This is a genomic window from Streptococcus mitis, assembly GCF_003942765.1.
Lineage (GTDB): Bacteria > Bacillota > Bacilli > Lactobacillales > Streptococcaceae > Streptococcus > Streptococcus mitis_BE.
Map to the genome: position 1 here is coordinate 264,185 of NZ_RJNW01000002.1, position 18,261 is coordinate 282,445.

Annotated in this window: 13 protein-coding genes; 10 read left to right on the forward strand and 3 right to left on the reverse strand. The window is 39.3% G+C overall.

The genetic code is table 11. The features are described 5' to 3' along the window. Positions 1 to 40: 40 nt before the first annotated feature. The gene (locus tag D8849_RS05130) at positions 41 to 886 is read left to right on the forward strand and encodes an undecaprenyl-diphosphate phosphatase (RefSeq protein WP_049552291.1); all 846 of its coding nucleotides are present in this window, start codon (positions 41 to 43) and stop codon (positions 884 to 886) included. 32 nt (positions 887 to 918) lie between these two features. On the opposite strand, the gene dinB is transcribed toward D8849_RS05130, so the two are convergent. Then, positions 919 to 1,980, reverse strand: a complete 1,062-nt coding sequence (dinB, locus tag D8849_RS05135) for a DNA polymerase IV (RefSeq protein WP_125386388.1) — start codon at positions 1,978 to 1,980, stop codon at positions 919 to 921. 238 nt (positions 1,981 to 2,218) lie between these two features. Between dinB and pflB the strand changes: the two genes are divergently transcribed. After that, positions 2,219 to 4,543 carry a formate C-acetyltransferase gene (gene pflB / locus D8849_RS05140; protein WP_000260631.1) on the forward strand — a complete coding sequence of 775 codons (2,325 nt, stop codon included), beginning with the start codon at positions 2,219 to 2,221 and terminating at the stop codon, positions 4,541 to 4,543. 355 nt (positions 4,544 to 4,898) lie between these two features. Further along, entirely contained in the window at positions 4,899 to 7,004 is a 2,106-nt protein-coding gene (locus tag D8849_RS05145) for an ATP-dependent Clp protease ATP-binding subunit (protein ID WP_125386389.1), read from the forward strand. 60 nt (positions 7,005 to 7,064) lie between these two features. On the opposite strand, the gene D8849_RS05150 is transcribed toward D8849_RS05145, so the two are convergent. Further along, positions 7,065 to 7,547: an S-ribosylhomocysteine lyase gene (locus D8849_RS05150; protein WP_000032547.1), complete on the reverse strand. Its 483-nt coding sequence runs from the start codon at positions 7,545 to 7,547 to the stop codon at positions 7,065 to 7,067. 94 nt (positions 7,548 to 7,641) lie between these two features. Next, on the reverse strand, positions 7,642 to 9,126 hold the full coding sequence (locus tag D8849_RS05155) for a DUF1846 domain-containing protein (protein WP_125386390.1): 1,485 nt from the start codon (positions 9,124 to 9,126) through the stop codon (positions 7,642 to 7,644). Between the two features lie 152 nt (positions 9,127 to 9,278). Between D8849_RS05155 and D8849_RS05160 the strand changes: the two genes are divergently transcribed. The 7 genes from D8849_RS05160 to D8849_RS05190 all read left to right on the forward strand — a co-directional run bounded on the left by D8849_RS05160 (position 9,279) and on the right by D8849_RS05190 (position 18,257). Continuing rightward, on the forward strand, positions 9,279 to 10,886 hold the full coding sequence (locus D8849_RS05160) for a glycoside hydrolase family 13 protein (RefSeq protein ID WP_125386391.1): 1,608 nt from the start codon (positions 9,279 to 9,281) through the stop codon (positions 10,884 to 10,886). Between the two features lie 196 nt (positions 10,887 to 11,082). Beyond that, positions 11,083 to 13,041 (forward strand): peptide ABC transporter substrate-binding protein, encoded by a 1,959-nt coding sequence (locus D8849_RS05165; RefSeq protein WP_125386392.1) that lies wholly within the window; start codon positions 11,083 to 11,085, stop codon positions 13,039 to 13,041. A gap of 241 nt (positions 13,042 to 13,282) precedes the next feature. Further along, positions 13,283 to 14,728, forward strand: coding sequence for an LCP family glycopolymer transferase CpsA (gene cpsA / locus D8849_RS05170; RefSeq protein ID WP_125386393.1), 1,446 nt, complete (start codon positions 13,283 to 13,285; stop codon positions 14,726 to 14,728). A 1-nt stretch (position 14,729) separates the two neighbouring features. Further along, on the forward strand, positions 14,730 to 15,461 hold the full coding sequence (gene cps4B / locus D8849_RS05175; RefSeq protein ID WP_020901547.1) for a capsular polysaccharide biosynthesis protein Cps4B: 732 nt from the start codon (positions 14,730 to 14,732) through the stop codon (positions 15,459 to 15,461). An 8-nt stretch (positions 15,462 to 15,469) separates the two neighbouring features. Continuing rightward, positions 15,470 to 16,162 (forward strand): capsular polysaccharide biosynthesis protein CpsC, encoded by a 693-nt coding sequence (cpsC, locus tag D8849_RS05180; protein ID WP_125386394.1) that lies wholly within the window; start codon positions 15,470 to 15,472, stop codon positions 16,160 to 16,162. Positions 16,163 to 16,171: 9 nt separating this feature from the next. Beyond that, positions 16,172 to 16,855, forward strand: coding sequence for a tyrosine-protein kinase (locus D8849_RS05185; protein ID WP_125386395.1), 684 nt, complete (start codon positions 16,172 to 16,174; stop codon positions 16,853 to 16,855). 34 nt (positions 16,856 to 16,889) lie between these two features. Next, positions 16,890 to 18,257 carry a sugar transferase gene (locus tag D8849_RS05190; RefSeq protein ID WP_125386396.1) on the forward strand — a complete coding sequence of 456 codons (1,368 nt, stop codon included), beginning with the start codon at positions 16,890 to 16,892 and terminating at the stop codon, positions 18,255 to 18,257. Positions 18,258 to 18,261: the final 4 nt, after the last annotated feature.

Below are 18,261 nucleotides of genomic sequence, written 5' to 3' on the forward strand. Positions count from 1 at the left end.
AAAATATGCTATAATGGAAGATAGAAAAAAGGAGTAATCTATGTATCTTATTGAAATTTTAAAATCTATCTTCTTCGGTATTGTTGAAGGAATTACGGAATGGCTGCCGATTTCAAGTACAGGTCACTTGATTTTAGCAGAGGAATTTATCCAATACCAAAATCAAAATGAAGTCTTTATGTCCATGTTTAATGTCGTGATTCAGCTTGGTGCGATTTTGGCGGTTATGGTGATTTACTTTAATAAGCTCAATCCCTTTAAACCGGGTAAAGACAAGCAGGAAGTTCGTCGAACTTGGCAACTGTGGTCTAAAGTTCTTGTAGCTACTTTACCTTTGCTTGCTGTATTTAAGTTTGATGATTGGTTTGATACTCACTTCCATAATATGGTTTCAGTTGCTCTCATGTTGATTATCTATGGGATTGCCTTTATCTATTTGGAAAAGCGCAATAAAGTGCGTGCTATCGAGCCAAGTGTAACAGAGTTGGATAAGCTTCCTTATACGACAGCCTTCTATATCGGCCTCTTCCAAGTTCTTGCCCTTTTACCAGGGACAAGCCGTTCTGGAGCAACGATTGTCGGTGGTTTGTTGAATGGAACTAGTCGTTCTGTTGTGACAGAATTTACCTTCTATTTAGGGATTCCTGTTATGTTTGGAGCCAGTGCCTTAAAGATTTTCAAATTTGTGAAAGCAGGACAACTCTTGAACTTTGGGCAATTGTTCTTGCTCTTGGTTGCGATGGGAGTAGCCTTTGCAGTCAGCATGGTCGCTATTCGTTTCTTGACAAGCTATGTGAAAAAACACGACTTTACCCTTTTCGGTAAATACCGTATTGTACTCGGTAGCGTCTTGCTACTGTATAGCTTTGTCCGTTTATTTGTATAAGAAAAACCTTGAAGGGTCAACTCTTCAAGGTTTTAAAATCCAGTCACGGTAATCCCCAGCAGGCGGACACCTCTTTCTTTCTCACTTAATTCTTCATAGAGTTGCAGGGCTATTTGGCTTATCTGACTAGCATCCTGTGTTCTTTGAGTCAGACTTTTTCGTTTAGTAAGAGTTGAAAAGTCCTCGTAGCGGATTTTCAAAATGACAATTTTTCCAGCTTTTTCTTGTTGACTGAGATTGAGAGCGACTCTTTCTGATAGAAGAGTCAGCTCTTTTTTGATGTCTTCCTCGGCACGGAGAATCTTTCCATAGGTTTTCTCCTTCCCGATGGATTTACGGATACGATTGGATTTGACTGGAGAGTTGTGAATGCCACGAGCCTTTCGATAAAGGTCATAACCCAGTCTACCAAAATGGTCTATCAGAGTCACTTCAGGAACTTCAAGTAGGTCAGCGCCAGTAAAAATACCCATTTGATGAAGTCGTTCCACCGTCTTTTTTCCTACTCCATGAAACTTGGAAATATCCATTTGTTTGAGAAAGTCCTCAGCCTGGTTAGGTAGAATCACTGTCAGACCATGTGGCTTTTGATAATCACTGGCCATTTTAGCTAAGAATTTGTTGTAGGAAACGCCAGCAGAAGCAGTCAGGTGCAGTTCTTGCCAGATATCCTCTTGAATGAGGCGAGCGATTTTGACCGCTGACTTGATACCGAGTTTATTTTCTGTCACATCCAAATAGGCTTCGTCAATACTCATAGGTTCAATCAAATCTGTATAGCGCTTAAAAATAGTTCGAATTTGGAGTCCCACAGATTTGTATTTCTCATAATTCCCTGAGATAAAGACAGCCTGGGGGCAACGCTCATAAGCTTCCTTGGAACTCATGGCAGAATGGACACCAAAAGCTCTTGCCTCATAGCTACAGGTAGAAACGACTCCCCGTCCACCTGTTTGCCGAGGGTCGCTTCCAATAATGACAGGTTTTCCTCTGAGTTTAGGATTATCCCTGATTTCTACCGCAGCAAAAAAGGCATCCATGTCAATATGGATGATTTTTCTTGACAAATCATTTAATAAGGGGAAAATCAACATTCCTAGCACCTTTTTTACAGCTTATTTTCTTTCATTATACCCTTTTTTCTGAAAAAAAGAAAAAAGGACTTCGTTTTTTCAAAAATATAATACAGTTTGAGGAAAAATATAGACTGTTTTAGAAAAGAAAGTGTAAAAACAGGGATTTTTCGCTTGTTGAAATCGGTTACTGTATGGTATACTTGTCTCATGAATGTAACAGATGACTGTTACTAGAAAGAAAAAAGAGGACATTAACATGGTTGTTAAGACAGTTGTTGAAGCACAAGATATTTTTGACAAAGCTTGGGAAGGCTTCAAAGGCGTAGATTGGAAAGAAAAAGCAAGTGTATCACGCTTCGTACAAGCTAACTACACACCTTACGATGGAGACGAAAGCTTCCTTGCAGGACCAACAGAACGTTCACTTCACATCAAAAAGATTGTAGAAGAAACTAAGGCTCACTACGAAGAAACTCGTTTTCCAATGGATACTCGTCCAACATCTATTGCTGATATCCCTGCTGGATTTATCGACAAAGAAAATGAAGTTATCTTTGGTATCCAAAACGATGAACTCTTCAAATTGAACTTCATGCCAAAAGGTGGTATCCGTATGGCTGAAACTACTTTGAAAGAAAATGGATACGAACCAGACCCAGCTGTTCACGAAATCTTCACTAAATACGTAACAACAGTTAACGACGGTATCTTCCGTGCTTACACTTCAAACATCCGTCGCGCTCGTCACGCTCACACTGTAACTGGTCTTCCAGATGCATACTCACGCGGACGTATCATCGGTGTTTACGCACGTCTTGCTCTTTACGGTGCAGACTACTTGATGCAAGAAAAAGTAAACGACTGGAATGCAATCGAAGAAATCGATGAAGAAACAATCCGTCTTCGTGAAGAAATCAATCTTCAATACCAAGCATTGCAACAAGTTGTTCGCTTGGGTGATCTTTACGGAGTTGATGTTCGCAAACCAGCGATGAACGTTAAAGAAGCTATCCAATGGGTTAACATCGCCTTCATGTCTGTCTGCCGTGTTATCAACGGTGCTGCTACATCCCTAGGTCGTGTGCCAATCGTATTGGACATCTTTGCAGAACGTGACCTTGCTCGTGGTACATTTACTGAATCAGAAATCCAAGAATTCGTTGATGATTTCGTTATGAAACTTCGTACAGTTAAATTTGCTCGTACAAAAGCTTACGACCAATTGTACTCAGGTGACCCAACATTCATCACAACTTCTATGGCTGGTATGGGTAACGACGGTCGTCACCGTGTTACTAAGATGGACTACCGTTTCTTGAACACTCTTGACAACATCGGTAACTCACCAGAACCAAACTTGACAGTTCTTTGGACTGACAAATTGCCATACAACTTCCGTCGCTACTGTATGCACATGAGTCACAAACACTCTTCTATCCAATACGAAGGTGTAACAACAATGGCTAAAGACGGGTATGGTGAAATGAGCTGTATCTCATGCTGTGTGTCTCCACTTGACCCAGAAAATGAAGAACAACGCCACAACATCCAGTACTTCGGTGCGCGTGTAAACGTATTGAAAGCCCTTCTTACTGGTTTGAACGGTGGTTACGACGATGTTCACAAAGATTACAAAGTATTTGACATCGAACCAATCCGTGACGAAGTTCTTGAATTTGAATCAGTTAAAGCTAACTTTGAGAAATCTCTTGACTGGTTGACTGACACTTACGTAGATGCTTTGAACATCATCCACTACATGACTGATAAGTACAACTACGAAGCTGTTCAAATGGCATTCTTGCCAACTAAACAACGTGCCAACATGGGATTCGGTATCTGTGGATTTGCCAACACTGTTGATACATTGTCAGCTATCAAATACGCTACAGTTAAACCAATCCGTGATGAAAATGGCTACATCTACGATTACGAAACAATCGGTGAATACCCACGTTGGGGTGAAGACGACCCACGTTCAAACGAATTGGCAGAATGGTTGATCGAAGCTTACACAACTCGTCTACGTAGCCACAAACTTTACAAAGACGCTGAAGCTACAGTATCACTTTTGACAATCACATCTAACGTTGCTTACTCTAAACAAACTGGTAACTCACCAGTCCACAAAGGTGTATACCTCAACGAAGATGGTTCTGTGAACTTGTCTAAACTTGAATTCTTCTCACCAGGTGCTAACCCATCTAACAAAGCTAAAGGTGGATGGTTGCAAAACTTGAACTCACTTTCTAGCCTTGACTTTAGTTATGCAGCTGATGGTATCTCATTGACTACACAAGTTTCACCTCGTGCTCTTGGTAAGACTCGTGACGAACAAGTTGATAACTTGGTAACAATCCTTGATGGTTACTTTGAAAATGGTGGACAACACGTTAACTTGAACGTTATGGACTTGAACGATGTTTACGAAAAGATCATGTCAGGTGAAGACGTTATCGTACGTATCTCTGGATACTGTGTAAACACTAAATACCTCACTCCAGAACAAAAAACTGAATTGACACAACGTGTCTTCCACGAAGTTCTTTCAATGGATGATGCCTTGGATGCATTGAGCTAAGATTATATAAAATAATACAAAGAAGGACTAGTTAAAAGCTAGTTCTTCTTTTTGTAAAATTTATTGGTCAATTAAAGTCAAATCTCTTGACCTTTTCTGACTAATGTAGTATATTATAAACGTAAGGTAAATGAAAACCTTACTAGAACACTTATTTAAAGTAAAATAGAAAGAGGTGGGTCTATGTTTCATCTAGAAATCTTCAGAAGTAAAGATAGTCTACTCCTGCTTGAAAAAGAAAAACCAGAAATAGTACGTAGAGTAGCGATTTAGCTAGTCTAAATTTTTTAAAACAAAGGTCAAAGATAGTCAATATCAGTAATCATAACTAAGTAAACAAAAAGAGGTAAAGAATATGAATAACAACTTTAATAATTTTAACAACATGGATGATTTATTTAACCAATTGATGGGTGGTATGCGAGGATACAGTTCTGAAAATCGCCGTTACTTAATTAATGGACGCGAAGTCACACCTGAGGAATTTGCTCACTATCGTGCAACTGGCCAATTGCCAGGAAATGCAGAAGTTGATGGAAAAATGCCACAACAGGCATCAGGTATGAAACAAGACGGTGTACTTGCAAAACTAGGTCGAAACTTGACTGCAGAAGCGCGTGAGAGCAAGCTGGATCCTGTTATCGGACGAAACAAGGAAATTCAAGAAACATCTGAAATCCTCTCACGCCGTACCAAGAACAATCCTGTTTTAGTCGGAGATGCAGGTGTTGGTAAGACAGCAGTTGTCGAAGGCTTAGCACAAGCTATTGTGAATGGTGATGTTCCAGCTGCTATTAAGAACAAGGAAATCATTTCCATTGATATCTCTGGTCTTGAGGCTGGTACTCAATACCGTGGTAGCTTTGAAGAAAATGTGCAAAATCTAGTAAACGAAGTGAAAGAAGCAGGAAATATTATCCTCTTCTTTGATGAAATTCACCAAATCCTCGGTGCTGGTAGCACTGGTGGAGACAGTGGTTCTAAAGGGCTTGCGGACATTCTCAAGCCAGCTCTTTCACGTGGAGAATTGACAGTGATTGGCGCAACTACTCAAGATGAATACCGTAATAGTATCTTGAAAAATGCAGCCCTTGCTCGTCGTTTCAACGAAGTCAAGGTCAATGCTCCTTCAGCAGAGGATACTTTTAAAATCCTTCAAGGAATTCGTGATCTCTATCAACAACACCACAATGTTATTTTGCCAGATGAAGTCTTAAAAGCTGCCGTTGATTACTCTGTTCAATATATTCCACAACGTAGCTTGCCAGATAAGGCTATCGACCTTGTCGATGTTACGGCGGCTCACTTGGCAGCTCAGCATCCAGTAACAGATGTTCATGCTGTTGAACGTGAAATTGAGGCAGAAAAAGACAAGCAAGAAAAAGCAGTTGAGGCAGAAGATTTTGAAGCAGCTCTAAACTATAAAACACGCATCGCAGAATTGGAAAAGAAAATCGAAAACCATACAGAAGATATGAAAGTGACTGCAAGTGTCAACGATGTGGCTGAATCTGTAGAACGTATGACGGGTATTCCAGTATCTCAAATGGGGGCTACGGACATCGAACGTTTGAAAGATATGGGTCATCGTTTGCAGACGAAAGTTATTGGTCAAGATAAGGCCGTTGAAGCAGTAGCAAAAGCTATCCGTCGTAACCGTGCTGGTTTTGATGAAGGTAACCGTCCAATCGGTAGCTTCCTCTTTGTAGGTCCTACTGGTGTTGGTAAGACTGAGTTGGCTAAACAATTGGCTCTAGATATGTTCGGAACGAAAGATGCTATCATCCGTTTGGACATGTCAGAATACAGCGACCGCACAGCCGTATCTAAATTGATTGGTACAACTGCAGGTTATGTTGGTTACGATGACAACAACAATACCTTGACGGAACGCGTCCGTCGCAATCCATACTCAATCGTCCTTCTCGACGAAATTGAAAAGGCTGACCCTCAAGTCATCACCCTTCTCCTTCAAGTTTTGGATGATGGTCGTTTGACAGATGGTCAAGGTAACACTGTCAACTTCAAGAATACGGTGATTATCGCAACTTCAAACGCAGGCTTTGGTTACGAAGCTAACTTGACAGAAGATGCTGATAAACCAGAATTGATGGATCGTTTGAAACCTTACTTCCGTCCAGAATTCCTTAATCGTTTCAATGCTGTCATCGAATTCTCACACTTGAGCAAAGAAGATCTTTCTAAGATTGTAGACCTTATGTTGGTTGAAGTTAACAAGACGCTTTCTAAGAAAGACATTGACTTGGCAGTGAGCGAAGCTGCTAAAGAATACATGACTGAGGAAGGCTACGATGAAGTCATGGGTGTTCGTCCACTCCGTCGTGTGGTTGAACAACAAATCCGTGACAAAGTCACAGACTTCCACTTGGATAACCTTGATGCTAAACACCTAGAAGCTGACATGGAAGATGGTGTTTTGGTCATTCGTGAAAAAGCCTAAGACAGAATTTTGAGCATAAAAAAGAAGGAGCCAGCTGAAAAACTGGTTCCTTTTTTGTGTTTAAATCACATGACGCTCAAATGCATCATCTGAAATCCCTTGTTCCAAGATGAGTTTAGCCCATTCTTTAGCAGAAAAGAGGCTGTGATCCTTGTAGTTGCCGCAAGATTCGATGGTTGTTCCAGGGACGTCTTCCCAAGTAGTAGTCTCAGCGATTTCCTTGAGCGAATCCTTGATAACAGCCGCGATTTCAGCACTGGTGTGGCGCCCCCACATAATCATATGGAAGCCTGTACGGCAACCAAATGGTGAACAGTCAATCATGCCGTCGATGCGGGTACGGATGAGTTTGGCTAAGAGATGCTCGATAGTGTGAAGGCCAGCAGTAGGGATAGAGTCTTCGTTTGGTTGCACCAAGCGAATATCATAATTGGAGATGATGTCTCCTTTTGGCCCTGTTTCTTCCCCAATCAAGCGAACATAGGGTGCTTTAACAATGGTGTGGTCAAGTTCAAAACTTTCAACAATAACTTCTTTTGACATGGTAAATCCTTTCAGTTTTCTTCTTTCATTATATCATAAAGGTTGCTCCTGAGACAGAGAGAAAACCTCTCCGAAAGTGGAGAGGTTGAAATCGTTATTTACGATACAAGCGGTCGTATTGGTAGTAAGGATCAAAAGCTACGTTGATACCTAGTTTGCGAAGGACATTCTTGTCTTCATCGGTTAAGATGATGGTTGAGTGGGCTTCGCTTCCTTTGAGGTTGCCAAGTTCTTCCATAGCACGAGCAGCATCAGGATTTTCTGTAGCTGTGATAGCAAGTGCAATCAAAATCTCATTTGAATGCAGGCGTGGATTGCGGCTACCCAGATGATCGATTTTAAGACCTTGGATTGGCTTAACAACTTCAGGCTCGATTAGTTTTACTTCTTTAGCAATGTCAGCTGATTTCTTGATGGCGTTGATGAGAGCAGCGGCTGTAGGGCCAAAGAGTTCTGAGTTCTTACCAGTGACAATTTCTCCGCTTGGCAATTCAAGGGCTAGGGCTGGCCCGCTAGTTTCTTCTGCTTTTTGGCGCGCAACGACAGCAACCTTACGGTCTGCAGGTGTGATGCCAAGATCGTTCATAAGCAATTCTATTTTCTTGACAGCAGCTTCACCAACTTTTTCGGCTTTGAAATCAAGAACAGTTTGATAGTAACGGCGGATGATTTCTTGTTTAGAAGCTTCGACAGCAGCATCGTCATCAGTAATAGCGAAACCAACCATGTTGACACCCATATCTGTCGGAGAAGCGTATGGAGATTTACCAAGGATACGTTCTAACATGCGCTTGAGCACTGGGAAAATCTCGATATCACGGTTGTAGTTTACAGTGGTTTCTCCATAGGTTTGAAGATGGAAAGGGTCAATCATGTTGACATCGTCAAGGTCTGCTGTGGCAGCTTCATAAGCCAAGTTGACTGGATGATGAAGGGGAAGATTCCAAACGGGGAAGGTTTCAAATTTAGCGTAACCAGACTTGATACCATTGATTTGGTCGTGGTACATATTTGACATACAAGTTGCTAATTTTCCAGAACCAGGTCCAGGAGCAGTTACGACGATCAAGTTGCGACTGGTTTTGATGTAGTCGTTTTCCCCCATACCTTCTGGAGAAATGATGTGATCCATATCCGTCGGATATCCTTTGATTGGATAGTGAAGATAAGAATCAATTCCGTTTTTCTCAAGTTGGTTGCGGAAGGCATCTGCAGCTGGTTGACCAGCGTACTGTGTGATGACAACGGAGCCAACAAAAATTCCCAATTCATTGAATTTATCAATCAAACGAAGAACTTCTTGGTCATAAGAAATGCCCAAGTCACCACGTGCTTTGGAATGCTCGATGTTGCTAGCATTAATGGCAATTACAACCTCGACTTGCTCTTTTAATTCTTGCAAGAGCTTGATTTTATTGTCAGGCTCATAGCCAGGTAGTACACGAGCGGCGTGGAAATCTTCTAACATTTTACCGCCAAACTCCAAGTAGAGCTTGCCGTCAAATTGGTTAATGCGCTCCAAAATGTGGTCGCGCTGTAGATTCAAATATTGTTCAGAACTAAAAGCTTGTTTTTTCATTTTTTTACCTCTGACCTCTATTATAATAAAAAATTGGAAGTTAGGAAACTATGGAGTTAAAAAAGGAATCAAAAAGATTAGGCAAACGCTTGCATAAAATTTTAAAAAGCGCTATCATAGATTACAGATTATGAAAACAATGAGGTAAGAAGATGCAAGAAAAATGGTGGCACAATGCCGTAGTCTATCAAGTCTATCCAAAGAGTTTTATGGATAGCAACGGAGATGGGATTGGTGATTTGCCAGGTATTACTAGTAAGTTGGACTATTTAGCAAAGCTAGGAATCACAGCAATTTGGCTTTCTCCCGTTTATGACAGTCCTATGGATGATAATGGCTATGATATTGCTGATTATCAAGCAATTGCAGCTATTTTCGGTACCATGGAAGATATGGACCAACTGATTGCAGAAACCAAGAAGCGTGATATTCGTATCATCATGGACTTGGTGGTCAATCATACCTCGGATGAACATGCTTGGTTTGTCGAGGCCTGTGAAAATCCTGACAGCCCTGAGCGAGATTACTATATCTGGCGGGATGAACCTAACGATTTAGATTCTATCTTTAGTGGCTCTGCTTGGGAATACGATGAAAAGTCTGGTCAATACTATCTTCACTTTTTCAGCAAGAAACAGCCTGATCTCAACTGGGAAAATGAAAAACTTCGCCAGAAAATTTATGAGATGATGAACTTCTGGATTGATAAAGGCATTGGCGGTTTCCGTATGGATGTTATTGACATGATTGGCAAAATTCCTGACGAGAAGGTGGTTAATAATGGTCCTATGCTCCACCCTTATCTCAAGGAGATGAACAGAGCCACCTTTGGGGACAAAGATCTCTTGACAGTAGGGGAAACCTGGGGAGCAACTCCAGAGATTGCTAAGCTTTACTCTGATCCAAAGGGTCAAGAATTGTCTATGGTCTTCCAGTTTGAGCATATCTGTCTTCAGTATCAGGAAGGGCAACCTAAATGGCAATATCAAAAAGAGCTGAATATCGCTAAGTTAAAAGAAATCTTCAACAAATGGCAGACAGAGTTAGGAGTTGATGACGGTTGGAATTCGCTCTTCTGGAACAATCATGACCTCCCTCGTATCGTCTCAATTTGGGGAAATGACCAAGAATACCGCGAAAAATCTGCCAAAGCCTTTGCCATCTTACTTCATCTCATGAGAGGAACTCCTTATATCTACCAAGGTGAGGAGATTGGGATGACCAACTATCCGTTTGAAACACTGGACCAAGTAGAAGATATTGAATCCCTCAACTATGCGCGTGAAGCTCTTGAAAAAGGCGTTCCGATGGAAGAAATCATGGACAGTATCCGTGTCATTGGTCGTGATAATGCCCGTACCCCAATGCAATGGGATGAGAGTAAAAACGCTGGCTTCTCAACAGGTCAACCTTGGTTGGCAGTTAATCCAAACTACGAAAAAATCAACGTTCAAGAAGCACTGGCAAATCCAGATTCTATTTTTTATACTTATCAGAAGTTGGTCCAAATTCGTAAGGAAAACAGCTGGCTGATTCGAGCTGACTTTGAACTCTTGGAAACAACTGACAAGGTCTTCGTTTATATCCGTAAAGATGGGAACCGTCGTTTCCTAGTTGTGGCTAACTTGTCCAATGAAGAGCAAGACTTGACCGTAGAAGGAAACGTTAAATCAGTTTTGATTGAAAACACTTTGGCTCAAGAAGTTTTTGAAAAACAAAGCTTGGCTCCATGGGATGCTTTCTGTGTGGAATTACTATAAACATTTTTTACAGAAAAATCTAAAAATCGAAATCGTATAAAAACAAGGGAGGACTGTATGAAAGGCAGAAATCCTTTGTTTTTTTATGGCAAAGATTTATAAACTTTCATTCTAGAAATTCAATTAACTTTACAAATTTCCACTATTTTGGTAAAATAAACCTATGTTATAAAAACTAACATAAAGGAGAAAGAAGATGACTACAAAAAAGCGTATCCTTAGTGCAGGCCTGACCTTTGCGGCTGCTTTGCTTTTAGCTGCTTGCGGACAATCAGGTTCAGATACAAAAACTTACTCATCAACCTTTAGTGGAAACCCAACTACATTTAATTATTTATTAGACTACTACGCTGATAATACAGCCATCATTACCAACCTAGTTGATGGTTTGCTTGAAAATGACAACTACGGGAACTTAGTTCCGTCTTTGGCAGAAGACTGGTCTGTTTCAAGCGACGGTCTGACTTATACCTACAAACTGAGAAAAGATGCCAAATGGTTCACGGCTGACGGTGAAGAGTACGCCCCAGTCAAAGCACAAGATTTTGTGACAGGTATCAAGTACGCAGTGGATAATAAATCACAGGCCATTGACTTGATTCAAAACTCGATCAAGGGTTTGAATGATTATATTACAGGAGCGGATTCTGATTTCTCTAAGGTTGGGGTGAAAGCTATTGACGACCAGACTGTTGAGTATACTTTGGCACGTCCAGAGCCTTACTGGAATTCAAAAACAACCAATAGTATTCTTTTCCCGGTAAATGAAGAGTTTTTAAACTCAAAAGGGAAAGATTTTGGGACCCTATCTCCAGATAGCATTCTCTACAGCGGACCTTATTTGTTAAAAGATTTTACATCAAAATCATCTATCGAGTATGTGAAAAATCCCCATTACTATGATCATGACAAAGTATCGATTGAGCACGTAAAATTGGCTTACTTTGATGGTTCAGACCAAGAATTGACCATCCGTAACTTTGAAAGTGGAGCTTATTCTATCGCTGGGGTTTATCCAAATAGTTCTAACTTTGCTAAGACCAAGGAGAAATATAAGGATAATATCATCTATAGCTTGCAGGACAAGACTTCTTGGTATTTTAATTTCAACGTCAACCGTAAGGCCTACAATCACACTGCTAAAACGACAGATGAGCAGAAGAAGTCAACTGAGGCAGCTGTCTTGAACAAAAACTTCCGCCAAGCAGTGAACTTTGCCTTGGACCGGACAGCCTATTCTGCCCAGTCAAATGGGGAAGAAGCAGCTAGCAAGACCCTTCGTAACATCCTAGTGCCTCCTACATTTGTCCAAGTTGGAGACAAGACCTTTGGAGAAGTAGTTGCTTCTAAATTGGTCAACTATGGCACAGAATGGTCAGGTATTAACTTGGCAGATGCTCAAGATGCCTATTTCAACAAAGAAAAAGCCCAAGCAAAATTTGCGGAAGCTAAAAAAGAATTGGCAAGTCAAGGTGTGACTTTCCCAATTCACTTGGATGTGGCTGTTGATCAGACAAGTAAAAATGCTGTGACAGGAATGAACTCAGTTAAGCAGACCATTGAGTCAGTTTTGGGTGCTGATAACATTGTCATTGATGTTCAACAACTTTCAACAGATGATTTTAATAACGTAGCCTTCTTGGCACCAACACCAGCTGATCGTGACTATGATTTGAACTTTGATGGCTGGGTAGGTGACTACCAAGATCCGTCAACTTATCTTAGTCCTTTCAATGCAGAGGATGGGTTCTACCTCAAGATTTTTGGTTTAGATGCTCAAGAAGATAAAGCTAAGATTACTAGCTTAGGTCTTGATACCTACACCAAGATGCTCAAAGATGCAGATAGCGAAAATAAAGATGTAGTCAAACGCTATGAAAAATATGCTGAAGCACAGGCTTGGATGATTGACAATTCTCTGATTATGTCAGCCATGTCAAGTGGTGGAACAGCATCTGTAACCAAGGTAACACCATTTACAAGAGGGTACTCACTTGTCGGCATCAAGGGCGACGGAAATAACTACAAGTACATGAAACTGCAAAAAGATACTGTGACAACCAAACAGTTTGAAGAAGCTAAGACAAAATGGGAGCAAGAAAGCAAAAAAGCAATCGAAAAAGCTCAAAAAGAAGCAGAAAATCATGTTAAATAAAGATGAGCGAGGTTCCGTAAGGGACCTTGTTTGTTATATTTTTGATTCGTATTCCTCTGTCTATGAAACGAGAATGTCAAAATAGGAAGCGATAGATACTATACAGGTTATAAAAAAACAATTATTCCTTCGGAGTGCATTTAGAAGATGTATTGAAAACGCTGATAAAAAAAGGAATAAATGGAAATTATTTCATGATTGTGATATAATAATTCTGATAATCAACATATAGGGGAAAACTATGAATAAACGTTCAAAAAGAGCCCGTTCGGGTAAAGTTAAGCGGAGCATTAATATAGCTTTATTAACCATTTATGTATTATTGGGTGGTTTTTTGCTGTTCTTGATTTTTAGACATAATATATTGGCGTTTAGATACCTGAATGTTATGACGGCAGCTGTAGTGATTTTGGTCGCTTTAGCGAGTCTGCTTTTGATTATTTATAGAAAAGCAGAAAAGTTTACAATTTTCTTTTTAACACTAGCTATTTTAATGAGTTCAGTTTCTTTTTTTGCACTGCAACAATTTGTCGGCTTTACTAGTCATATCAATTCTACGTCAAATTACTCAGAATACTCAATGAGTGTTGTTGTTCTGAAAGATAGTGATGTTCATAATGTCACGCAATTAGATAGTGTTACAGGACCTACGGATACTGATAATGATAATATTCAAAAATTGATAGCTGATATCAAAACTAGTCAGAGCAAAGAATTGACGGTTGAACAAAGCACCTCATACCTTGCAGCTTATAAGAGCTTGGTATCAGGTGAAGCAAAAGCGATTGTCTTAAATAGCGTCTTTGAAAATATTATAGAATCTGAATACCCTGATTACGCATCAAAAATTAGGAAAATCTACACTAAAAATATCACCAAAGAAGTAGCTGCTCCTAAAGTTTCTAAGAACAAATCCTTCAATGTCTATGTGAGTGGTATTGACACTTACGGACCAATTAGTTCAGTTTCTCGTTCAGATGTCAACATTTTGATGACTGTTAATCAAGATTCAAAAAAAATTCTATTGACAACAACCCCTCGAGATTCTTATGTTCCGATTGCTGACGGCGGGAATAATCAAAAAGATAAGTTGACTCATGCAGGTATTTATGGAGTTGACTCCTCTATTCATACTTTGGAAAATCTTTATGGAGTTGATATTAATTACTATGTTCGTCTAAACTTCACTTCGTTCTTGAAATTGATTGACCTTTTAGGTGGTGTAGATGTATACAATGATCAGGAGTTTACATCTCGTCACGGGAAGTTCCACTTCCCAGTAGGAAATGTCCATTTAGATTCTGAACAAGCTCTTGGGTTTGTTCGTGAACGCTATTCGTTGGCTGATGGAGATCGTGACCGTGGTCGTAATCAACAAAAGGTTATTGTCGCAATTATTCAGAAATTAACTTCTACTGAAGCCTTAAAAAATTATAGTGATATTATTCAAGGTTTGCAAGATTCCCTTCAAACAAATATGCCTATCGAAACGATGATAGATTTGGTTAATGATCAACTGGAGAGTGGTGGCAATTATAAAGTCAACTCTCAAGATCTCAAAGGTACAGGTCAAATGGGACTTCCTTCTTATGCTATGCCAGATAGTAATCTCTATATGATGGAAATCGATGATAGTAGTCTAGCAGCTGTTAAAAGTGCGATACAAGATGTGATGGAGGGAAGATGATATGATTGATATCCACTCTCACATTGTCTTTGATGTAGATGACGGGCCAAAGTCTATAGAAGATAGTAAAGCTCTTTTAATAGAAGCATATAATCAAGGAGTTCGGATGATTGTTTCGACTTCCCATCGTCGAAAAGGGATGTTTGAGACTCCAGAAGAAAAAATAGCGACGAATTTTTTAAAGGTTCGTGAGATTGCTAAAGAAGTGGCAGATGATTTGGTCATTGCTTACGGAGCAGAGATATACTATACTCCGGATGTTCTAGAAAAACTAGAAAACAAGCGCATTCCTACTCTCAATAACAGTCGTTATGCTTTGATTGAATTTAGTATGAATACACCCTATCGCGATATTCATAAAGGGTTAAGCAATATTTTGATGTTAGGGATTACCCCAGTGATTGCTCATATTGAACGTTATGATGCGTTGGAAAACAATGAAAAACGTGTTAGGGAACTGATTGATATGGGATGCTATACGCAAGTAAATAGTTCTCATGTTCTAAAACCTAAGCTCTTTGGTGAAACCTATAAATTTATGAAAAAGAGAGCTCAATATTTTTTGGAGAGAGACCTGGTTCATGTCATTGCAAGTGACATGCATAACTTAGATAGTAGACCTCCCTACATGGAGGATGCTCGACAGATTATTTCTAAAAAGTATGGTAGAGACAAGGCAGAAGAGCTATTTGTAGAGAACCCTAGGAAAATTATAATGGATCAAATAATTTAGGAGAAAATATGAAAGAACAAAATACTATGGAAATCGATGTATTTCACCTGTTTAAAATTCTTTGGAAAAGAAAAATTCTAATTGCATTGGTAGCGATTGTAGTTGGAGCTTTAGCTTTTGCCTACAGTGCTTTTATCGTAAAACCGGAGTTCACTAGTACTACACGGATTTATGTAGTCAACCGTAATCAGGGAGATAAGCCTGGTTTGACAAACCAAGACTTGCAAGCTGGATCATACTTAGTTAAAGACTATCGTGAAATTATTTTGTCTCAAGATGTTTTGGAAAAAGTTACATCTAATTTGAAATTAGATCTATCACCAAAAGCTTTGGCTAGTAAAGTCAAGGTAACTGTACCAGTCGATACTCGTATCGTATCTATTTCCGTTAATGATAGAGTCCCTGAGGAAGCTAGTCGTATTGCTAACTCATTGAGAGAAGTAGCAGCTGAAAAGATTATCAGTATCACACGCGTTTCTGATGTCACAACACTTGAAGAAGCTCGTCCGGCTACAGCACCATCTTCTCCAAATATTCGTAGAAATACAATTATTGGACTACTTGGAGGAACAGTCTTTACGGTTATCGCTGTTCTTATCGTTGAACTGGTTGATACACGAGTGAAACGTCCAGAGGATATTGAAGATGTTATGCAAATTGCATTGTTGGGAGTTGTTCCAAATCTGGATAAATTGAAATAGGAGAGAGATATGCCGACATTAGAAATAGCACAGAAAAAATTAGATCTGGCCAAAAAAGCGGAAGAATACTATAATGCCTTGCGTACGAATATACAATTGAGTGGAGATAATTTACAAGTAATTTCTATCACTTCTGTAAAACCGGGTGAAGGAAAGTCAACGACTTCTACAAATATTGCTTGGGCATTCGCGCGTGCAGGTTATAAGACCTTGTTAGTAGATGCTGATATTCGGAATTCTGTCATGTCAGGTGTCTTCAAGTCACGTGAAAAAATTACTGGATTGACAGAATTTTTATCTGGAACAACAGACCTATCTCATGGTTTATGTGATACCAATGTTGAGAATCTATTTGTGGTTCAAGCTGGGTCTATCTCACCCAACCCAACTGCTTTATTGCAAAGTGAAAATTTTAGCACTATGATTGACACACTTCGCAAGTATTTTGATTATATTATTGTTGATACAGCGCCTATTGGTATCGTAATCGACGCAGCTATTATTACACAAAAATGTGATGCATCTGTTTTAGTTACTGCGGCAGGAGAAGCTAACAGAAAAGATGTTCAGAAGGCTAAAGGTCAATTGGAACAAACGAATAAACCATTTTTAGGAGTTGTATTAAATAAATTCAATACTTCAGCTGAGAAATATGGTTCTTACGGTGAGTATGGTTCTTACGGTAAAAAATAGGGGATAGAATAAGGGATAGACTAAGGAAGTAGTTATGGAAGAGAGAGGGATAAAAATATCTCTGGCAGTAATCCAGAGTTTTATAGTAGTGTTACTGGGGTATTCTCTTAGTTTTGTTAAAGAGACAGATATTCTTTCAACAACAATGATTGTCCTATATATTCTCCACTACATCGTATTTTATTTTAGCGATTACGGTCAAGATTTTTTTAGACGAGGGAGTTTGATTGAACTTGTTCGCTTGACAAAATATATCATTTTCTTTGCATTGGCAATTAGTCTTTCTAATTTCTTTTTAGAAGAACGCTTTAGTATCTCTAGACGAGGCATGGTGTATTTCTTAACCTTACACTCGATTCTAATGTATCTAGTCAATATTTGTATCAAGTATTATTCGAAACGGATATTTCCTAATTTGAAATGGAGTAAAAAACTATTCTTGATTACAGCAACATCTAGAGTTGAGAAAGTGATGGATAAATTACTTGATGCGGGTGATTTCTTTGGAGAACTGGTGGCAGTTAGTGTATTAGATAAACCTAATTTTCAACATGATACTATTACAGTCGTACCAGTCGAAGATATTTTAAATTTTGCAACTCACGAAGTTGTGGACGAAGTGTTTATCAATCTTCCTAGTGAAGAATATGATATTGGTGAATTTATTTCTCGTTTTGAAACGATGGGAATTGATGTAACGGTTAATCTAAATGCTTTTGACCATAATCTAGGGCGTGACAAAAAAATCCGTGGGATGGCTGGTCTAAATGTCATTACTTTTTCGACGAAATTTTATAAGAATAGTCATGTAATTGCTAAGCGTGTCATAGATATTATTGGTTCTATTTTTGGTTTAATGATTTGTGGTCTAGTTAGTATAGTTCTAGTTCCAGCTATTCGAAAAGATGGTGGACCTGCTATTTTTGCCCAGACTCGCATAGGAAAAAACGGCCGACATTTTACTTTTTATAAATTTAGATCAATGTGTATTGATGCTGAGGATAAAAAGAGAGAATTGTTGGAGAAAAATACCATGCAGGGTGGTATGTTTAAGATGGACAATGATCCTCGCATTACAAAAATTGGTCGCTTTATCCGTAAAACTAGCTTGGATGAACTTCCCCAGTTTTGGAATGTTCTGAAAGGAGATATGAGCCTAGTGGGAACAAGACCGCCAACAGTTGATGAATATGAGACGTACACACCTGAACAAAAACGTCGATTGAGTTTTAAACCGGGTATCACTGGACTTTGGCAAGTTAGTGGTAGAAGTGAGATTAAGAATTTTGATGAAGTTGTTAAATTAGATGTAGCTTATATAGACGATTGGACAATTTGGAAAGACATTGAAATTCTGTTGAAAACAATTAAAGTTGTATTGATGAAGGATGGGGCGAAGTAATTTC